Source organism: Shewanella sp. UCD-KL21, from assembly GCF_001957135.1.
Lineage (GTDB): Bacteria > Pseudomonadota > Gammaproteobacteria > Enterobacterales > Shewanellaceae > Shewanella.
The window spans coordinates 116,830-139,312 of the sequence record NZ_MPHK01000012.1 but is presented as its reverse complement, the minus strand read 5'-3'; the positions used below and the strand labels follow the sequence as shown (position 1 = coordinate 139,312).

General features: G+C 42.4%; 12 protein-coding genes. 5 read left to right on the top strand and 7 right to left on the bottom strand.

Annotated features, from left to right (window positions below; genetic code table 11):
* On the top strand, positions 1–7,160 hold a 7,160-nt coding region (locus tag BM739_RS12435), incomplete at its 5' end, for a VCBS domain-containing protein (RefSeq protein ID WP_139326882.1).
* Positions 7,161–7,313: 153 nt separating this feature from the next.
* Entirely contained in the window at positions 7,314–8,231 is a 918-nt protein-coding gene (locus BM739_RS12430) for a neutral zinc metallopeptidase (RefSeq protein ID WP_076541062.1), read from the top strand.
* Between the two features lie 131 nt (positions 8,232–8,362).
* On the opposite strand, the gene BM739_RS12425 is transcribed toward BM739_RS12430, so the two are convergent.
* From BM739_RS12425 to BM739_RS12415, 4 genes are all read right to left on the bottom strand, one after another.
* Positions 8,363–9,244: an NAD(P)-dependent oxidoreductase gene (locus BM739_RS12425; protein WP_076541060.1), complete on the bottom strand. Its 882-nt coding sequence runs from the start codon at positions 9,242–9,244 to the stop codon at positions 8,363–8,365.
* 553 nt (positions 9,245–9,797) lie between these two features.
* Positions 9,798–12,782 carry a TonB-dependent receptor gene (locus BM739_RS12420; protein WP_076541073.1) on the bottom strand — a complete coding sequence of 995 codons (2,985 nt, stop codon included), beginning with the start codon at positions 12,780–12,782 and terminating at the stop codon, positions 9,798–9,800.
* Positions 12,783–13,023: 241 nt separating this feature from the next.
* Entirely contained in the window at positions 13,024–13,542 is a 519-nt protein-coding gene (locus BM739_RS20010; RefSeq protein WP_083698147.1) for a hypothetical protein, read from the bottom strand.
* On the bottom strand, positions 13,503–14,930 hold the full coding sequence (locus BM739_RS12415; RefSeq protein WP_083698146.1) for a sialate O-acetylesterase: 1,428 nt from the start codon (positions 14,928–14,930) through the stop codon (positions 13,503–13,505). The genes BM739_RS20010 and BM739_RS12415 overlap by 40 nt, the downstream gene beginning before the upstream one ends.
* Before the next feature lie 329 nt (positions 14,931–15,259).
* Here BM739_RS12415 and BM739_RS12410 point away from each other — a divergent pair, with 329 nt between their 5' ends.
* Positions 15,260–16,108, top strand: a complete 849-nt coding sequence (locus tag BM739_RS12410) for an ABC transporter substrate-binding protein (protein ID WP_076541058.1) — start codon at positions 15,260–15,262, stop codon at positions 16,106–16,108.
* 237 nt (positions 16,109–16,345) lie between these two features.
* The gene (locus BM739_RS12405; RefSeq protein WP_254843541.1) at positions 16,346–17,236 is read left to right on the top strand and encodes a kelch repeat-containing protein; all 891 of its coding nucleotides are present in this window, start codon (positions 16,346–16,348) and stop codon (positions 17,234–17,236) included.
* A gap of 211 nt (positions 17,237–17,447) precedes the next feature.
* Here the strand turns inward: BM739_RS12405 and BM739_RS12400 are convergent, their stop codons facing one another.
* Entirely contained in the window at positions 17,448–17,945 is a 498-nt protein-coding gene (locus BM739_RS12400; protein ID WP_217697843.1) for a lactoylglutathione lyase family protein, read from the bottom strand.
* 262 nt (positions 17,946–18,207) lie between these two features.
* Complete coding sequence (locus BM739_RS12395; protein ID WP_076541071.1) at positions 18,208–20,259, bottom strand: S9 family peptidase; 2,052 nt, start codon at positions 20,257–20,259, stop codon at positions 18,208–18,210.
* Between the two features lie 364 nt (positions 20,260–20,623).
* On the opposite strand from BM739_RS12395, the gene BM739_RS12390 reads away from it, so the two are divergent.
* Positions 20,624–21,367 (top strand): hypothetical protein, encoded by a 744-nt coding sequence (locus BM739_RS12390; RefSeq protein WP_076541052.1) that lies wholly within the window; start codon positions 20,624–20,626, stop codon positions 21,365–21,367.
* 4 nt (positions 21,368–21,371) lie between these two features.
* Here BM739_RS12390 and rsgA read toward each other — a convergent pair whose 3' ends face one another.
* Positions 21,372–22,424: a ribosome small subunit-dependent GTPase A gene (gene rsgA / locus BM739_RS12385; protein ID WP_076541050.1), complete on the bottom strand. Its 1,053-nt coding sequence runs from the start codon at positions 22,422–22,424 to the stop codon at positions 21,372–21,374.
* Between the last annotated feature and the right edge of the window lie 59 nt (positions 22,425–22,483).

The window sequence follows — 22,483 nt, the reverse complement described above, 5'->3', positions numbered from 1 at the left end:
GCGAGTCAGGATTTGAACGCCAAGGCAGCAATGGTTACGACTATCACGGCACCTATGGCGATCTAATCTTACTCACCGATGGCACCTGGCATTACCATGCCGATGCTGGGCATCTATCAGGTATAGGTGCTAGACCCACAACGCGTGGTACCGCGATTGACCAGCTTGGTGAAGGCCAAAGCTTAACCGATACGATTACAGTCCATTCAAAAGATGGTACAACACACGATATTGTCATCACCATTCACGGCAGTAACGACAGACCTTACTGTTCATCTGAAGTTGTGCTTGCAAATGGTAGCGAAGATACACGCCAAACTCTGACGACAGCGCAATTGTTAGCGAATACCGTCGATGTCGATAAAAATGATGCCGGACTGCTAACCATTGAAAACCTACACGCCGACCATGGTTCGATATTAATTAATGGCGATGGCACCTTCACTTTCACCCCAGAAAAAGACTATAACGGCGATGTCCATTTTAGCTATGACGTCAAAGATGCCCACGGTGGTGTGACCCACACCGGCGCAACCACCAACTTAGCTGCGGTTAACGACAACCCTGATGTGACGCCTTTAACAGACAGCGTCAGTGAGGGGGCCGATAATCATCACACCCTCAATCTGCTAGTAGGTGCCACAGATAAAGACGGCGATGCTTTAAGCGTCAGCCACCTTGAATATGCCATTGATGGTCAACCTCAGTCGGGTCAACTGCCAACGGGCATTACCTTAGGTGCTGATGGGCATACGTTGATTGTTGACTCCACTGATGCCGCATTTAATCATTTAGCAAATGGTCAGTCGCAAAAGGTGGCTATCACCTATCAAGTAGAAGATGGTCATGGTGGAAGTACGCAACAAACCGCCACGCTTACGATTGCTGGGACAGACGATAAAGCGACACTGGTCTCTAATGTCATTCAGCTTACTGAAACACAAGCGCTTGATAGTGAATTTAAATCCTATAGAGGCCAGCTTCAGCTGATTGATCCTGATAGTGGTGATAACACTCAGTTTGTTTTTAGCGGAAAATATTTAGGTCAAGGGTTTGAGCCTGGGCACCTTGATGTTTGGCCTAATGGCACTTATCAATTCAGTCTAAATGCAGGCACCAATCGCCATGCGGACGATCTCATTAGTAGCCTACATGCTGGTGAGTCGATGGAGCTTCCCTACGAAGTCGAAACGAGCGATGGTCAGAAGCTAACCATTATGGTGAAGGTAACGGGCGAAGATAACCAAGCAAAAATTGCAGTGACGCCCTACTCGAGCATCAACAATCATGTTTACGAGGATCACACCTCCTTCGGGAATACCACCAACCAGCTCAGCAGTGGCGGTACGCTAAATGTGATCGATCCCGATCATGATCAAGCCGGTTTTATCCCACAAACTATCACCACCGCCGAAGGTGGTCAGTTCAGTATCAACGCACAAGGCCATTGGTCATACAATATTGACAATGATAAAGTCCAACATTTAGGCGCAGGGGAAAGCTTCCAGCAAACCTTTACCGTTGAATCTATCGATGGCAGTGCACATAAAGATATCACAGTGACCGTTCACGGCACCATCGATGCCCCCGTCGCAACAGCTGAAGTACGTTTAGCCAATGGCTTAGAAGACAGCCAAATTGTCCTCACCTCTGCACAATTGCTTGCCAATACTACCGACATTGATGACAACGATATTGGCAAATTATCCATTGAAAACCTACAGGCTGACCACGGTTCAATTGCGTCAAATGCCGATGGCACCTTTACCTTTACCCCAGAGAAAGACTACAACGGTGATGTGCACTTTAGCTATAACGTCAAAGATGCTCATGGTGGTATTACACATACAGGGGCAACGACCAGTTTAGCAGCGGTCGATGACCATACAGTATTTGGTGGAATTACCACAGCAGCAGCCAAAGAAGATGTTGACCCAGGAGTGAGCTCTTATGGTAATTTTGGCGGCAATAGTTATTCAATGTCACAATGGCATCAATTGACGATTACCGATACTGACAATAAAGTCGATCACGTTAACATTGAATTTGGAGGGAATACCTACTCTTGGCAAGTCGGATCGCCCATCGATATCGATACCCAATATGGTAAATTTGAATTAATCACTGTCGCCTCTGGTGCTCACAAAGGTGAACTCGCTTGGCTCTATAACGGCGATAATACAAACACTTCAATTCAAGGCTTAAAAGAAGGAGAATCTTTACACGAAAGTATTACTTTAGTCGCCCCTGATGGCACTCGCCAGTCCTTATCTGTCGAAATTAAAGGGACCGAAGATCACGTTATCATCGATTCACCCAATCATATTGGTGATGTGATTGAGCATCAAGCAACAGGCGCACAAGTCAGCGGTCAACTACAGGCTCATGATATCGATACGCATGATTCAGTGAGCTGGGCCATTACTCAAACAACTGGGAAATATGGTGCGTTCTCAATAGATGCCAATGGTCAGTGGCACTACATTGTCGATGAGTCAAAAGCAGGAGCATTAGGGCAAGGTGATGAATGGAACGAGCATTTCACCGTTGAGGCTATATCAACCGATGGGAGCAAAGTGAGTAAAACGGTCACTGTCGTCGTGCACGGTAGTAACGATGCACCGACTGTAACCAGTGGACTTGTGTTGACCCAAGCCAATGAAGATACACAGGTTATCTTAACCCAACAGGATTTGTTAGCCCATGCCAGTGATGCCGATAACAACGATCGGGGCTGGCTTCGAGTCCATAACCTAACCGCCGATCATGGGACAATCAGCACCAATACCGATGGCAGTTTCACCTTTACGCCAGAAAAAGACTACAACGGAGATGTGCACTTTACCTATGATGTCATTGATCGCCACGGCGGAGCTACACACACAGACGCAACGATCAATTTAGTTGCTGTCAATGATGCTTCAGTACTTGCGAGTGCGTTATCTAGCAACGAAGTGGTTGAAGATCATCTTAGCCGTCCCGCTTCTCATACGTTAACTTCCTATTGGAAAAATCTTGATATTACTGACACCGATGGTCAAGCAGATGCGCAAATTGTCAAAATTGAAGTTAATGGTGTTGAGCATAACGTACCCGCCAATTTTACAATGACCTTACAGGGTGCTCACGGTTCATTTGTGACCACACATGCTGGTGATGGACATAATAAATGGCTTTATATCGCAAATAATAATCACGCTGAAATACAACAACTCAAAGATGGGCAAACTCTAACTGATTCGATGACATTGATCACCGCTGATGGCTCCCGTATTCCAATTACCGCAACGATTCGAGGAACAGAAGATAGCGTCATTATCGATACTCCTGATTCATTAACAGCATCGATAGGCACTGCCATTGAAGATCAAAAAACCTCCCTATCGGGCACATTACAAGCACACGATGTTGATAAAGATGACAGCGTGCATTTTGAAGCGCGAACTCTGGCCGGAAATTTCGGGACGTTTTCTGTAAAAAGAGACGGTAGTTGGCATTACGATGTAGATCCAAGCAAAGCCGACCGCCTCGTCGCTGGGCAAAACCAAGCAGAAGGTTTTGATATTGTCGCTATCTCAAGCGATGGTTCAACAGCAACTAAGCATATTCAAATCAACGTGCAGGGCTCAAATGATGCCGCAATCATAACTGGTGTTGATACTGGCGATGTTTCTGAAAACACAGCAGGTAAAGATATGTCACCCGACCAAGCCCATGCAGGCATGGGGCATTTAACCGGCGCCATGTTATACGCTGATGGGAAATTAAATATCACAGACCTAGATACCGGTGAAAATGAATTTGATACTAACCAAGTAGGTACTCAGGGTTACACTTATCACGGCAGTTACGGCCGCCTTATTTTAAACGCGGACGGCAACTGGCACTATAATGTCAATGCAGGTAGTCGGCATAATGGTGCCATGCCCGGTACTGCAGGAACGGCCATTGATAAATTGGGGGATGGGCAGTCACTCACCGATACCATCACAATCCGCTCGAAAGACGGCACCACCCATGACATTGTTATCACCATTCATGGCAGTAACGACAGACCTTACTGTTCATCTGAAGTGGTGCTGGCAAATGGTAGCGAAGATACACGCCAAACGCTGACTACCGCCCAACTGTTGGCAAATACTGTCGATGTGGATGCCAATGACGTCGGTAAACTAACCATTGAAAACCTTCAGTCTGACCATGGTTCGATATTAATTAATGGCGATGGCACGTTTACCTTCACGCCAGAGAAAAACTATAACGGCGCGGTCCACTTTACCTATGACGTCAAAGATGCCCACGGCGGAATAACCCACACCAGTGCAAGTACGACTCTTGCGGCGGTGAATGATTCCGCTCTTATTAATGGCCAGTCACGAGCATCATCAAACGTCGATATCTTCGAAGATGGTGCAACGAGTCGTCTGACGGGGCAGTTAACACAGACAGATGTCGACAGTGGCGAAAATCAGTTTGCCACAATCAGTCAGTTAGCGGGTCAATATGGCGAGCTCAGCCTTGATGCCGATGGCCACTGGACATACAACCTAAACAACAACTTAGCACCAACCAATGGCTTGGTTAATGGCCAAGTGGTGACTGACACCTTTACGGTTACCTCTCCAGATGGCACTGCTAGCCACACCATTAATGTTCAAATTCATGGCCATGATGACACACCGAGCTTGAGCGTTAATGAAGGTGGAGCGGGTAAATCTCTCGATTTACTCGGTGGACTGAGCAGTGGCACAGTAAGCCACATGCAATTTTCGACCGACGGCGTTCATTACACTAATCAGGTACCCGATGGCTTTATGCTAGCAAGCGATGGCCATACATTACAGGTCGATCCGGCGCACAATAGCTACAACCATTTGGCCAACGGCGTCGCCTTAAAAGTTGACATTAAGTATGAGCTACAACAAGGGGCAGGTAGCAATGCGCTAACATCGCAGCAGCAAGCTCAAGTCGTCGTTACTGGCACCAGTGACCGTCCAATCCTTCATAGTTTTAACCCTCATTCTCAGCAGAACAGCGGCCCCGTTACTGGAAATTTACTGCAGGGGGCTAAGGATATTGATGATGGTGCACACTTAGTGCTTCATGATGTGCAATTTAAAGATCCAACCACACACCAATACGTGACGGTTCAAGCAGGGCAAACTCATAACATTACTGGTGTTGGGCTTATTGCAATTTCAGCCAACGGCGATTATAGCTTTACCCCTAACAGTCAATTTAGTGGGCAAGTACCTAATCTTATCTATCGGGTGACGGACACAAATGGAGATTATGCAGACAATAGTCAGAACAACTTAGATATTCATATAGACCCTTATCAAGCTCCGATCATTATTGCGCCATTAGCAGTCTCGCTGGCCCATGATACCGGCAGCTCGGCAACAGACTTGATCACTCAAGATGGGGCGCTTAGCATCTCAGGTCAAACCGCTGGAATGCAGGTGGAGTATTCCACAGATGGTGGTGCTCATTGGAGCAGCCAATTTACTCCTGTCGAGGGACTTAATCAGCTACAGGTAAGGCAAACTGACAGCGCTGGGCACGCATCAACAGCCACCAGTATTGATTTTACGCTAGACACTAATATAGCAGCGCCACACATTAGCCTTGACCCTATCACTGCTGATGACGTGCTCAATCAGGCCGAGCTCAGTGGCAGCGTGCCAGTCACAGGTACTGTAGGGAGTGAAGTCAGCGTTGGCGATAATATCACCCTTACACTAGGCACACACACATACACTGGCGCCGTGGATGCACAACATAGATTCTCAATCGACATCCCAGCCAATCAACTAAGCAACCACTCCAACATTAGTGCATCAGTCACCATAAAGGATACAGCAGGAAACAACGCTACTGCGGCGGATAATCATCACTACAGCACCGATACTAACGCAGCCATTAGGGTTAACCCAATCACCAGCGACAACATCATTGACGCCAGCGAACACCAGCAAGCGATTGATATAACCGGTACAGTATCTGGCGTTGAAGATGGGCAAACGGTTACAGTAACGATTGCGGGTCAGCAGCATCAAGCCGTGGTAACTCAAGGCGCTTGGCACACTTCATTAACCGCAGCGGAGGTTCAGGCGCTGCCAGGGGGAACGGTTGATATCACCGCATCGGTTCAAGATTTAGCGGGGAATTTAGCATCAATACACAGCCCTTTGTATATAAGCGATAGTGCTAACCCTGTACCTACGTTGAGCTTTAAGGCTCCTCCGACAGCAACTGGTAGCGGTAGCATTGGTTCGCATATTTCGGGTGATTTAATCGTGCCACCATTAATACAACAGCTCACGCCTAATTTACCCAGCGGCGGTTGGGCTATTACAGATGGTCACGGGCATACTTCAACCAGTTTGCAAGGTCAATATGGCACCTTAACTATCGACCCTGATACCGGTCACGTTGATTATGTTTATAGTCAAGCGCCAACCGCTGGTAACAAGGATGCCGGAGGTAGCCATTGGGCAGGGCAAACTACTTCAGAAGAGCATCATGACGTATTTCAAGTTGTTTATCATGATGCGCATGCGTCAAATGTCGATGTCAAAGTGAATCTAGATGTGACTTATGTTCATGGACATAGTGGTCATAATCAAATCTCTACTCACCTTGTTGCTATGACCGTTACACCTGACACGTCTGTGGCTCCGCCACCAACAGCGGATATGCACGACGCACCTGACGACATAATGACTTTTAGCGCAAGCATCACTGAAGATGAACCTGCATTTGATGAGGCGTTAGCGCATATTGGCGGTGATGATGAAAACAGCCTCAAGCATCCCGAAGCTGCTCATTCACTTAACCAGTCCGGTGCGAGTTCTCCTATTGATCACTATCTACAGATGGTAGGCGTTAGTCATGCTGATATGAATCCAACCCCACAAGCAACAGTAGTGAATGATTTAGCTCATGTGGCGGAAACACTAGTGGCACCAGATGCCGATATGTTAGATGCCAATCAGGTAGACGCTTTTGAAAACCCTTTAGATGATAATAAAAATGATCATCATCCACTGGATGAGCAGAACCCTATTGACGATTCGATAGAGCAACATGATGTGAACCAAGACAATGATGACGATTTATTGCATCAAGCATTAAACGATATGCACAATCAGTTTTAGTTATGTGGTTGAAGATTTATCTAAAGCTCTAGTTTAGTTTATTTATGCTATGTTTATTGATGCTGTTGAGGGACTTTGGGCGTTCAATCTAGTTGAAAATGGCATTAATGATTTCTTTAAAGTGCATGTTTGTAATTATGTCGGGGTAGCTTTATGCGTTGGCGTGGTAAGCGTAAAAGTAGCAATGTAGAAGATCGTCGTAATACGCAAGTTTCTGGTGCAGGCGGCTTTGGCCGAGGTGGTGGCGGCATTTTACGACTGCTACCTATGATATTTAAGGTGCTTGGGTTTAAAGGAACCGCGATACTGATTGTGGGTGTGGGCGCTTACGGATTATTTACCGGCAATCTAGGTAATATGTTAGGTGGACTTGGGCTACAACAAGGAGCATCTAGCGGTGTTTCTACTACGCCATTAACTGAAACCGCAGCAGAAAGAGAGCAGGTTGATTTTGTATCGGTTATTCTCGCGGATACGGAAGAAACCTGGACTAGCTTATTTCAGCAGCGGGGCATGACCTATCAAGAGCCAAGTTTAGTGTTGTTTCGTGATGCAGTAAAATCGGCTTGTGGAATGGCGCAGTCGGCGATGGGACCATTTTATTGTCCTGCTGATCAACAGGTTTACATTGACCTGAGTTTTTTTGAGCAGTTAAAAAATCAGTTCAATGCTCCAGGGGATTTCGCACAAGCATATGTCATTGCCCATGAAGTGGGCCATCATATACAAACTTTGCTGGGGATTTCTAATGAAGTTCATGCCGCGCGCAGTAAGTTAAGCGCAGTAGAGGGCAATAAACTTTCGGTGAAGCAGGAACTACAGGCAGACTGTTTTGCTGGTGTTTGGGCAAATCATGCTAATAATAGCCGTCAGTTACTTGAAGCAGGTGATGTAGAAGAGGGCTTAACGGCAGCAAGTGCAATTGGTGATGATACCTTGCAAAAGCAATCACAAGGTTATGTTAGTCCTGATTCATTTACCCACGGCAGTTCGGCGCAACGAGTTACATGGTTTCAAGTTGGTTTTACCAGTGGTGATATGGAAAGTTGTGATACCTTTAAAGGCAGTTAGCTAAGAGTATGTTCAGTAGATTAAAGCGACTGAATCGAGGGTGTTTAAAAAATAAAAGCCGTTGATTATCAACGGCTTTTTAGTGTCTAACTTATAGTTATCTTTTACAAAACTTATAAGGTAATGTCGAATTACTTTTCTAGTTTAGTGAAGTAGTCGAAGATTACCGGCACGTCGTTTTGACCAAGGCCAGCATCAACACCTGCTTGTAGAGCTTTAGAAGTCCCTTCAGCGATTGGCGATTCAGTACCTAAGTCAGAAACCATTTGTAAGAAGTAACCAAGATCTTTGTTAGCGTTAGCAACCGAGAAACCTAGTTTTTCTTCGCCATCTACAGCGTAGAACTTAGTGAACTGCATGAATGGTGAATTAGAAGGACCCGCTGACATGATGTCGAATAATTGCTGACCGTCAACACCTGCAGCTTTTGCAACTGCAAACGCTTGAGACATAGCAGTAACAGTAGTCATACCAATGAAGTTGTTAATTAACTTAGTTGTATGGCCTGCACCTAATTTACCTAGGTGGAATACGTTTTCACCTTGCTCTTCTAAAACAGGTTTAACTTTGTTGAATGTATCGATGTCGCCAGCAGCCATGATGTTTAAAAGACCATCTTTAGCGTGAGCAGGAGTACGACCAAGCGGCGCATCGATCATGCCACAGCCTTTTTCAGCCAGAGCGGCACCGATTTTGATTGTAGAAGCAGGGATTGAAGTACCGAAGTCTACTAATGTAGTACCTTCTTTCATGCCCGCTAGCACACCATCTTCACCGTAAACAATTTTTTCAACAACAGCAGAGGTTGTTAGACAAAATTGAACGATATCAGAAGCAGCTGCTAATTCTTTACCAGAAGTGAATTGGGTAGCATTGCCACGAGCAAGAACTGCATCAACTGCATCTTGGTTAAGATCCATAACGTTAACTTGGTAACCACGTGTTTGTAGGTTTTGAACCATGTTGCCGCCCATAAGGCCAAGACCGATGAAACCGATGACTGGTTTTGTCATTTCTAACTCCTAAATATATTGATATATGCTTATCTGAATTTTAATTTGCTCACCTTAAAATGTGGGTGGGCAATGTTAGTTACATAAAAAGTGCGCTAGAGCTGTGGTTGCCTTTTTAGCTAAGTTAACAAGTAAACTTCAACTGTTGGCTCCTAATAAGAAAGAAAGTTCCATTAACTGGTACATGTCTTATTGGCTCTATTAAAGAATTAACTCTTTATCTATTAATTATTTAGTATTTCTGGACATGAAATGTCGTTTACAATGGTTTTAACTGCTTAATGCTCGCTTACCAATTTGTATTACAATATGGTAAGTAGCCTCGACTTCTTTGTCAACTGTTCGTTATTTAGTACATGGCAAAAGTGTGACTAACAAAGGCGTTGGATGTGATTTTGAGCTAAAACACCCGAAAATAAGCCAATGTTTAAACAAAAGTCTATTGCTCATTTGTCTTCAGCTATTAACCTTGACCTTGAAATAGCTCTCGGTGAGCGCGCTAATGAGAAAAGAGCCTATCAATTGATAGGCTCTATTTTTTGTTATTAACCCATTAGAACTTAGCGCGAACACCGACAGTGTAACGACGATCTGCTTCACTGTATTTCCAAACCGAATCCAGTTCAGTCGTGTATTCAATTGGTTCGCCTGTGAGGTTTACCACATTGCCTACAATGGTGAAGTTATCATTGATATCCCAGCTGGCTGAGAAATCAAGTTGACCACGTGCTTCACGGTAGTTATTACCCACAGTCGCATCAAAGTTATCAGAGCTTGGATCATTCTGGTTAAAGACGTTATAACCTAATGCACCCACTGTTTGTACGCGTTTTTCTGCTTGAGAGTACAAGTAGCGGTCACGCCAGTTGTAGGCTAAACGGAATTGTAAGCCTTCGTTTTCCCAGTAAATTTGACCATTAGCGGTGTTTTCTGAAATGTTCAATAATGGGTTACCATCAGGCTGTTCACTATCAGCATAGGTATAGTTGGCGTTTACCCCGAATCCTGACCATAAGCCGGGTAAGAAGGTAAACTGTTGCTGGTAACCTAACTCTAAGCCTTGCACACTACCACTACCGCCATTGACGTCAGTGTCAACCACAATACCGGTACGGCCGGCAGCTTTTTCAGCATCCACATAAGCTAAACCTTGGTCATTTGATGCAAAATTGACATCGCCTTGGCTTTGACCTGCAGTATCAAGTAAACAAATGTTACCCCACTCGGTGGTATTTTGACCTGAAACCGTATTAGCATCAGCTAAACAGCTACTGTCAGTTTGAGTGAATGAGTTCACATCTTTGTAAAATAGCGCTGCAGAGACAATACCGCCGTCACCAAAGTAATGCTCTACTGAAAGATCGTATTGGGTTACACGGTAAGGTTCTAACTCGTATGAACCTTGAGTACCAGTGACTAATGAGTTATCAATCGTTAGTGAAGGGCTTAATTCATCAAAGTCTGCACGGCGCATCACTTTAGCTGCTGCGAAACGTAATAATGTTTCTTCCGTTAGGGTATAAGTGACGTTTAAACTTGGTAAGAAATCTGAGTAATCATTTTTACCCGTATCAAGGACTTTATTGCCGTTGGCATCAACTGAATCAACCACACTTGATTCTAAGTCTGTTTGAATATAACGACCACCGATTACCGCGGTAAGATCATCAAAGTCTAAATGGAACTGAGCATATATAGCGCTAGTCTTTTCATTGATTTCTTTATATGCACTTGAATCTTCAACCATGTTATCGGCTAAAGTCCCATTCATTGCATAAGAAGTATCTTGTAGCATCTGTTGCACTAATGCATAAGTTGCTTCGGTATTTTGCAATTGATCAGCGTCATATACGTTATATGTCAGCATGTCATTTTGACCGGCAATACCTGTTTGGTCGAATGAGTTACTCATGTTAACAATATTCATACTATCGCTAAGCAATGGGTTATCAATCCAAATTGGGCTGTATAAGCCATCAGCATTGGTGGCTTTTTTATATGAATCTTTAAGGGTGGTTCCATTTGGCTTAAGATCAAAACGGTTTGCTTTGTAATCTCGGTCGGTAAAACGAACACCGGCTTTAACAGCTGATACAAAATCTAAACCGATATCATTGATTTTAATATCAAAACGAAGTGCTTGTTCTTCATTTTCAGTTTCTAAGGTTTTATGGAAAAACTCACGGAAAACTAAGTTATCAGGGTTGGTCAACATGCCATCATCAGCATAGGTGTAACCTGGTATACCACTACCACTAAATGAACTACTGGTGCTGGTATGAGTTACAAGGTCAAGGGTTGGGTCTGTACGTTCAATTGGACGTAAATTAAACTCGTTTGCTGTTTGTTTTTCTTCTGATTTTGATAGTGAATATTCACCAGATAATTCGATGTTATCAGTGATAAACCATTCACCACCAATGGCATGGGAAGTAGTATCTGATGTAGTAAAGTCACTCCATGTTTTAGGAATAACTAGCACACCATCTAGGTCGTAATTGTGTATTTGGCCATTGCCATCATAGTATGTGTCATCTCTTGCTACTACGTTACCGCCGACATCAAGAATAGAGTAAGCTGACTGACCGCCGTCAAGTTTCGTGCCGTTCAAATCAAGGTAAATATTGGCATTAGCGCTTTCAGGTTCCCATTGCAGTGAAATACCGTAAGCTGTACGTTCACGTTCTTCTGTTTTTTGTTCGGCAGTTGTCTGGGTTCTACGAAGGTATTTACCATTTGGTCCGCCAGAGTCATCGACTATACCGTCACCATTGATATCAATATTGTCTAGTAAATCTACTTTATTGAAATACTCATCACGGCGTAATTCACGATCTAAATAAGACAGGTTAGCAGAAGCACCAAATGTCCCCGCGCTGCCTAAGTCCCAGTTATCACCCAGGCCTAATGTAAAGTTAGGTGCGACATTTTCAGTTTTATCAGCATATTCACCATCCAGAGTGATGGCAACCAATGGTTCGCTAAGTTCTAACGGACGCACTGTTTGCATATTAACCGTGCCACCTAACGCACCTTCAATCATCTCAGGTGTTGGTGATTTAATTACTTCAACTGTTTTTAAGAAGCTTGAAGGGAAGTCAGATAAATTAATACCACCACGACCAGGACCTGCAGTAGAGCGACCGTTTAACAAAATAAGGTTTTCAGATACACCACGAATGGTGACTGACTCACCCACACCAAAATCTGAAGCAATTGACACACCGGTAATACGTTGTAGCGCTTCTGCGATGTTGTTATCAGGCAATTTACCAATATCTTCTGCCACAATCGCATCAACAATTCGATCATCAGTTCGTTTAAGCAAATTTGCCTGCTTTAAGCTGCCAAAGATGCCGCGAACCGCTATAACTTCAATTTCATTTGAATCAACGGCATCGGCATTTGTTTGTGCTTCAGGCTCAGCTGCTAAAGCTGGCATTGATAGCATCGCCGTTAAGGTTGCGCCAAAAATTGTGATATTATTCGCTTTGCTTCTAGCCCCAGTAAACATCGCGCTAATTTTATTAAGCTTCATATTTCCCCCCAAGAAATCATAAATTTTTGTATGACCAATTGCTGTTCTTTTAATCGGTTGATACATTTATATAACATGTTACCAATACTCGCAACCTTTATTACCAAAATTTAAACCTTGTTATACCAAAGTGTATGTTCGGCCATGGCGATTTTTGTTTATGTTGTTGAAGCTTGTTTTTAAGGGGGGGTAACAGTGATGTGTGGTGTAGGATTATTAAGCAATTCAGAACGTTAATAGGTTATTTACGCGCTATTTCGCCATAACGAAAGGGAATAGCGGGCAAATCTTTTGAATCAAATAAGTTCGCAGGAGAATTATTGGCCCATGCATAGCAAATTGAAATGGGCTCTGGGACATTAATTGAAGAGAGTAATACTTGGTTTAATGAAACGATATGGGCCTCTGCTTGGTAATACACCTTATCGGCTCCGGCTATTTCAAAACCTAACAGCAGCGGACCTTTGATATATAACCTGTCAAGGGTATCGAATTTCACTACTATTTTTGAGTTATTTTTCATTGTCACAGAGGCAAGTTTTGGGCCTGAAAAACTAATGATATTGTTATAGCCAGGTTTTTGAGCCGCTAACCATAGTCGACGTGCTACTTCTTGCTTATTACGAGGGTGAATATCTTTAGAGTCACCAATGTCAATGGTCACTGCCATGGCGGTATTAGGCATGGTTAATGCTTGAGTTTGCGCTTCGCGTAATAAGGCTAAGTTACTTTCAGTTGGTCGTTTTTTTGTGGTAACCAACTAGCCAGTTGCACATAAATAAATGGAAAATCACCAATAGCCCACTGTTTACGCCAGCTTTGGATCATGGCGGTAAACAGCTGCTTGTACTCTTTAGCGTGACTTACATTGCTTTCCCCTTGATACCAAATAACGCCCTTAATCGTAAACCGAGTGAGCGGATGGATCATTGCGTTATAAAGGACTGAAGGCCAATGCGTGATTGGCTCAACCTTGGGTATTTTAGCTTCAAGGGTATTTGACATACGCCATTGCCCCTGTAGATTTATTTTTTTGTCATTGACTGATAACCAAACTTTACCGGCTCTGCCTACATTGACCTTGTTGTTCCAGCTGTTTAACACTCTTATAGCAATAGTATTTTTACCTTGTTGTAATAGGTTTTTTGGCAAAGTGATTATTTTATTTTTATCATCCCAGCCTTTATTTTCAACAAGTTGGCCATTAACAAACACTTTGGCCAGTTGATTTAACTCACCAAAGGATAATTGTGCTTGAATAGGAGCTGTGGCAAGCGTTATTGTTTTTCTTAACCACACTATGTCAGTCAGTGGTGTGGTCAATGGGATAGTCACTTGCTGCCAAAGCGAATCATCAAATTCAAGTTTATGAACAGCCAAGCTGTTAATAGCATCATTACTGTTTATAAGTTGGCGCTTTTTCGTTTTGTTCTTTTTATGGATCTGGAGCCGTAATTCTCTTGCCTCGAGATTATTAATAATCTCTAACGCATCGTTTCGATAACCCTTTAATGCCAGTAAAGCTTGTGTCGGCGTCCAGGCTTCAGCCGGCGAGCCGCCGACATTACTTTCAATGATCCCCACAGGGACACCTTTATCGAGATGATTCCGTTTAGCAAAAAACCAGGCTACCGCAGAAAAGTTGCCAACTGTGCTTGGGTTAGCCACTTGCCAGCCCTTAGTGATGATCTTATTTTGAGGGCTAATTTTTACCGCTGTTTCTAGCTGTACAAATCGAATGTTAGGGTAGTGGCTATCTTTAATTTCAGCCTGCCAATTATCTACTTTCCAGTTAAGTTTCCACTCCATATTAGATTGACCTGACGCAAGCCAAACATCACCAATTAATACATCCGATAATGAGATAGTCTTGTTATTCGATTCGATTACTAATTGATAAGGTCCTCCTGCTGGCATTGCAGCTAAGCTGGTTTGCCATTGACCATTTTTGTCAATTCTCTCCACTGTTTGAATACCATTAAAGCTAATAATCACTTTTTGATTAGCTATGCCTTGTCCCCAAATGCGATTAACTTGATCGCGTTGCAGGATCAGCTGGTCAGTGAATATACCAGCAACTGATAATTCTTTAGACCATAGGGGAAATATGTAGGGTATTAAAAATAACGAACAGATTAATTTCTTCAAGTGGCTAGCATCCTTGGTGAGTCACTCTGGCATGCGAGATATCATTTGTAGCTGAGGTTTACGCCTTATAAAAGGGCGTAGAGCCTTAGTTCACATTAACCTCAAGGTAGTAAAATTGTAATAATGAATAAGCACTATATTTGATTATTGCAGTTTATATCGCCACGGGTTTGTACCTATCCCGGCTTATGAACTACATTGTATTAACGTATGATTTGCTTTTATTTTTTGTGCTTAAGTATTAAATGACTGCCATTAAGCGAACTTACTATTAAATAACTGAGTAAGAAAAAGCAAACACGCATAAATCAATGGATTGAGGTCAATGTATGCGACTAGTTTATATTTGGGTTATCTGCTTGCTAATTAGCTTTAATAGCGGGCAAATTTTTGCTCAAGAAATCCCTGTAGCTGCGAATAAGATCATTTATGATTTGTATTTTAAGTGGGATAGAAATATTAATTGTTCTGACATTAGCGACTTTTCTCAAATGAATACCCACAGGGGTGAAGTTGAATTGGCATTACTATGCAAAGCCTTACAACTTGGTGGTATCAGCCCTGAAATCCAACTGCAACAAGTACCCAATTACAGCCGTGCTTTAGTCGAAGCAAAAAGTGGCAATGTGCTCATGCCTGCAGAAACCGTATGGCGCAATGAAATAAATGAAGCGTTATTTTTTGTCAGTAATCCCATTTTCGACGCCGGTACTGTTGAGCTTGGGATCTATGCATTAGCCAATAACACAGAGATAATGCAGGTTAAAACATCTGCTGAGCTAAAAGAATTTGTTTGTGCATCTTCAGAAAATTGGTATGAAGATTGGGCGGTATTACAACAAATTGGTATTACCGCTTATAGCGTAGCTACGCAAAATTTGATGTTTAAGATGGTAAGTAAAGGTCGTGCTGACTTTGTTTTGAGTGAGTTTTCTTCAGAAGAAAATTTTGCTATCGAAATTGAGGGAATAACACTAATACCAGTGCCTAACATTAAAATAAACATGGATAATTCACGTCATTTTGTGATCTCTAAAAAAGCCGCTGATGCTGAAAAGATATATCAGGCTTTGCAAAAAGGTCTAAAACAGTTGCGTGCAGATGGCACTATTAATAGCGCATTTTATCAATCCGGCTTTATGTCCCCTAAAGTCAAAGACTGGCAAGTTATTAATTAACCCTGTTTTCTACTTCCAGCCAATATTTGGTTTTTTTGCGCGGATTTAGCGTATCTTTTTATGTTTCACCGTGAGGCATAACGAGCTGTGAATCTATATTGTGGTTTTATGAGATGTATGAAAATTATTGACTGACTATAGCCGATCTAATAGTCTGCGGACTTCATAATTTAATGGACTAAATACATGAAACATCTGCAAATTAATTTTTCACTCCTAATTGTGCTTGTTTTGAGCATGCTAAGCGGTTGTAGTACTAAAGCATTTTTTCAAGCTGAACCCGTCACTTTATCTAGTGCTCGATTTGGTCATGCTGCCGTAAATGATGGTCAAAACATCTATGTATTGGCGGGGGATGACGGTACAGGTTTTCTTTCCGAAATTGAAATCATTGAACCTCTATCAGGTAAAAAGCAGGTTTTAGCAAATAAACTCATTCCAAGAAGGTATTTTTCTGCGGTTTGGGATGGCAAAGACTCTATTTATATTATTGGTGGTATCAGTATTGAGAACCAAAAATCTAGATATGAACACCGAGTAGAAGTGTTTAATACCGTGACTCATCAAGTTAGCTTTGCCGAACCACTACCAGCGCCTACAAGACGTAATAGTGCAGTGTTATATAATGGAAATATTTATGTTTTTGGTGGTTCATACCCTAAAAATGGTCAATTAACACCGACTGGCCTAGTTGCGGTGCTAAATGTTGAGACACAACGCTGGGTTAGAGCGACCAATATGCCAACGGCAAAAGAAACCAGAGCAGTGGTTCATAATGGTTATATCTATGTGGTGGGTGGCTATGATAATAAAACCTCATTAACTACTTTTGAAAAGTATGATCCGCAATTAAAACACTGGCAGACATTACCCGATTTACCTGAAGCCATGAGTGCTCACTCAATGTCAGTGGTTAACCAAAAAATGTTTGTATTTGGCAGTTATGACAATTTAACGTTAACTTACGCATACGATTTTGTCAGTGAGCAATGGCAGAAGATTGATATTGGTTATCAAGCCAGTAGACATAATGCAGCAACCACATTAGGCAATACAACTTATGTGATTGGCGGTACTACTGGCAAAAATGGTCCATTTTTGAATGATATACAAGCCTTTAAATTGTAGCTTTAGCGTATGCCAATTTTATCTGTTGGTCGATGGCATCAAGCATGCCCCATTATGGCTACTTTTATTAAAGGTTTCTTATTAAAGGTTTCTTATTAAAGTTCTTTATTAAAAGTTCCTTATTACAGCTATGCAAATGGGGCATTTTTGTATTATCAAAATTGGTTGATGATTGTAGGCGATAATACGTCCTAATACCGATGGAACGTCGTTATTTATAAGCGCCATCTGAGTAGGTTAGCTCATAGCTATGTGAGTATATTTCAAGGATATTGCCGAACGGATCTTCCATGTATATCATCCGATATGGCTTTTCACCCGGGTAATAAAAACGTGGTTTTGCCATACGCTTTTTACCACCTGCTGCAACAATTTTTTGTGCAAGCCCTTCAACATCAGGATCTTGAACACAGAAATGGAACACACCGGTTTTCCAATACTCAAAGTTATCTTGTGGATTTTGCTGATTTTTAAACTCAAAAATTTCCACTCCAACTCTGTCGCCTGTTGATAGGTGAGCAATGCGAAAGTGCTCCCAACCGCGACCAAATACATCGGTACACATTTCACCAATTGCGGAGTTATCCTCTTTAATTTCAGTGGGCGCCATAATCAGGTACCAACCTAATGTTTCGGTATAAAATTTTACTGCGGCGTCGAGATCGGGGACTGAGATCCCGATATGACTAAATGTACGTGGATATGTCATCTGTATTCCTTATCATATGAGAATTGGCATAGTTTATTACTGCTCAAATATAGCCAAACTATAGAAAGTTGCACTGAAGATACGGCTGAAGTGGTTTATTCGATCAACAGAAATCATTTAGATAAGGTGAACTAGGCTAAGGAATGCGTTTATGGAAGGTTATCGCTCTGGTATATAAATAAAAAGCCAGCATATTGAGCTGTAAAATATGCTGGCTTTATCGTGTTGCAGTGATTATCTACATTTTGGTTGCTTTATTAATTTACTTTTCAGTTTGATACTTTTCAAACCACCACAATATATGGGCCACTTTCGACATCAAATTACTGGGTCTTTTATAAATGCCATGGGGCACATCAGGAATTCGCACCATAGCAGTATCAATATTACGTAATTTAAGCGCTTGATAAAATTGCTCAGTTTCAGCAATAGGTGTACGTTGATCTGCTTCACCGGTTAATAGCATTGTTGGGGTGCTGACATTACCCACATAACTGATGGGTGATAACTTCATGTAATGGGCGCTGTCTTCCCACGGCATTTTCTCAAACCAGTTTTTAATCACAAAAGGGTAGATGTCAGTTGTCAGTACAAAGCTATACCAATTTATCACTGGTTTTGCGACCACTGCAGCTTTAAATCTGTCAGTGTGCCCCACAATCCAGGCTGTGAGTACGCCGCCATCAGAGCCGCCCGTTACAAATAACGCATCTTCATTAATCGCATCTTGTGCGATAACGCCATCAACCACCGACATTAAGTCATCATAATCTTGGCTTGGGTAGTTATTATGGATTGTTTGAGCAAACTCTTTACCGTAACTGTCACTACCACGGGGATTAGCGTATACCACCACGTAACCGCTCGCCGCCATAAGTTGTATTTCAGCTGAAAAGTGCGGGCCGTAATTGGTGACAGGACCACCGTGGATTTCTAAGATTAATGGGAATGTTTTACCGGCTTTTTTCCCTGCTTCATAACCCGGTGGGTAAGCAACCCATGCTTGAATATCGCGCTGGTCAAATGAAGATTTAACATTGAGCTCTTTAATGGTAGCCAAGGTTTTGTAATTAAGAGCGCTATCGCTAAGGCTGGTTAACTGCTTAGTTTTGCCTTTTTTAGTAATGGCGACATCAGCAGGGCGTTGTGGATTTGAATAGGTGAATGCAATGGTGCCATCTGCAGCTACATCAAATTGGCTACCGGTATATGGGCGGCCAAATGCTAATCCACCAAGATTTTCAGCAACCACCTTGCGATTGCCGTTAAGGGGCTGATAGGCCACATAGGTTTCGCCACGGTCATGGTAATTAAAGTAAACTGCTTTACTGTTATCAGCCCATTTTATGCTGTTAATCGAACGGTCTAAATTGGCGGTTAATGAACGTTTACCTGAACCATCAATATTCATGATGTACAGCTCAGTATTTTCGTAATTTTTATGGTTTTGATCTGCGCCTAAATAAGCAATATATTTACCATTTGGCGATACCATTGGGCTGATATCTGGGCCGACTCTATCAGTTAGCTGAGTCACTTGCTTGGTATTGAGATCTAAACGGTACAGATTATTGTCAGTCCATTCTAAGTCACTTTCTGCGCGCTTATTACTTGAGTAAAACAGTTGCTTACCGTCCTGACTCCAACTTATTTGGCCATTATGATCATAATCACCTGAGGTTAACTGCCTTGCGGCGCCGCCATCTGCTGACATCACAAATATGTGGCTATTTCCGGGCTTACTAAAGCCTGCGCCATCAAAGCGGTAATACATGTCATCGATATACACAGCTGGTTTGGCCCACTTTGCGCCTTGGGGTTTGCCGGGTAAAGACACCACGGATTTAGGTTTAGTTTCCACAAAGCGGGTAAAAGCTAGTTGCTTACCATTTGGTGACCAAGATAAGTTAGCTGGCGAATGCGCAAAGTGACTGATTTTGGCAGCGTCTCCTGTTTCTAGCCATTTCATATGGATTTGTGGTGCGCCACTGGCAGTAGAAATATAGGCTAACTTGGTATTATCTGGTGACAGTGTTGGCGAGTAATCGACATGCAGTCCACTGGTCACTGGAGTGAGTGTTTTATTTTTATCGACCTTCCAAATATTACCCAGTTTTTTGTCGGTTTGAATGTCCATATAATTACGAACAAAAAACACCTCATCGCCATCCTTGTTGATGGTAAGGCCTGATGCATATTGCAGATTGAAAACATCTTCTAATTGCAAGCTTGAGTCAGAGTTTTGGGCAAACACCATGAATGACGCAAAAGGGGCAATTAACAATATGCCAATGCTTTTATTGATTATATTCACTAAATTTAGTCCTTTAATAAGCTGAAGAGTCGTGTTGATACGGCCTTTTTGGGTATTAGGTTTATTGTTTAGGAGTTCTAAATTACCAGATGCAGTACAAATGACAATTTTATGTAACATTAAATGGTCATAACATCAGTTAGCTGCCTAGGTAAGCGGGTTTAATTGAATACTGCATGAGTAAGTAGCGGCGTTTACAGTCTACTGTTTAATATTTCACAACAAACCCAAAGTTGAACGATTAAATTATGGCTAATCTAGCAACTGGCTCTAAACTTGGTAATGAAGCGTTGTGGTAAAAGCTTCGTCTGATTTTCCGCTATGGACGTTTCAGCACTGTTAGATTAAGCAAAGGCAGGTAATAATGGCAAAAGATAAGCCAAGTTTTATTGAGCTATATGGGCACTTATATCATCCGGCTGATGGCGCAAGTAATCCCGCTGATGGCTCATTTAAACCGTCTGAAGGCTCAATTACCCCCACTGAAAGCGCTGATAACAAGGCTGTTGGGGCGGTTAATCATACTACGGTTAACGATAAAGGCGAGTACACTAACCATTCTCTGGGGGTGTCTTTTACTAAACCTGCCGGTTGGCACTTTATGTCATTAAAGCCGTTTACTGCATCGTCATCTTCACAAGCGCTTTCACAAAGCCGCTTTACTAAAAATCTTATTAATGGTGAAGAGCCGATTGTTGTGATGTCGCAAATCAATGCTCAATATAACCGCACTATGGGGCCTTCCATCAGTGTGTATGCCGAACCTTTTACTTATCAAAAAGGTGAAAGCCTGCATGGGTTAGTCAAAGGGTTTGAAGCCTTATATAAAAAAGGCTTAAAGCAATACAAGATCCTCAGCATAGCTAAAGAGTTTAAAATAAGTCACTGTGACTCAATCGAATATACCTCTCAGTTTTTGTTTAAAGCGGCTTGGGCGGAAAAAATCACTCGCAATCGATGCCTTATTTCGGTGAATGAGCCAATTATATTCACTTTTAATATGATTGATGTGCCTAAGGATGAACTAGACAAGCTTACTCATGATGACCCATCGGCTAATGCTCAAATCATATTTGATCAATTTAAAGCCAGTATTCGCTACTTTTAATGGTTTAAAAAGTGCCTTTTTTAAGATGACGTGATTCAGATTGAACTGAATTGATCATTTTACCAAAGGCTTTATCTTTAGCCCTTTTTTCCGCTAAGGTGGCACCATTTAACGCTTGTTCACGCATAAGTTTTTGATAACTAGCATAGCGCCGAGCAGTTATTTCCCCTGATTCAATAGCTAAACGAACCGCACAGCCTGGTTCTTGGTCATGACTACAATCTGCAAATCGACACTGCTGGGCTAAATCAGTAATTTCACTGAAGGTTTCATTTACACCTTGCTCGCAAGCGCCAAGTTGTAACTCGCGCATACCTGGAGTGTCGAGTATTAAGCCGCCTTGCGGCAACATTTTTAATGCTCTGGAGGTGGTGGTATGACGGCCTTTACTGTCATCTTCACGTATATCACGGGTTAATTGTGCTTCAAAGCCCATGAGTCCATTAACTAGCGTTGATTTACCTACACCCGACGAACCGAGTAGGGCAATGGTGTTTCCCTGCTTACAGTATGTTTCGAGTACTGACAATTGCTGCTGGTCTAATGTATTAATGGCATGCACCATCATGAAAGGATCAAGCTTTTGTACTTGGGCCAACTTATCATCTAAATCTTGACAAAGATCTGCTTTGGTTAAAATGATAACAGGCTCAACCTGAGCTTCTTTAGCTAAAGATAAATAGCGCTCTATTCGGCTAAGATTAAAATCCTGATTCAACGAACATACAATAAACACACTATCAACATTAGCTGAAATTAATTGTGTTTCGACTTTACTGCCAGGGGCTTTACGTTGAAATAAGGATTGTCTGTCTAGCAACCTATGTAGTTGATTATCGGTATTAAATAAAACCCAGTTACCGACACATAAACGTTCAGCATCTTGTGAAAACGATTGATTTAGGCTGCATTGACCATGCTCTGATAACACCACAACACCGCTGCGATGCTGTTCAATCACCCGCCCAATGTTGAAGTCAGTTAACTCATCGAGAGTGAGTTGTTGCTGAAAGAAAGGGCGCCAGCCCAGTTGGGATAAAGACGGAAGTGTATTCATAGTTTTGCCTTGAAAACCTGTTTTTCGCGCAAAAGTTCTGATACAAGCCTTTAGCTCAA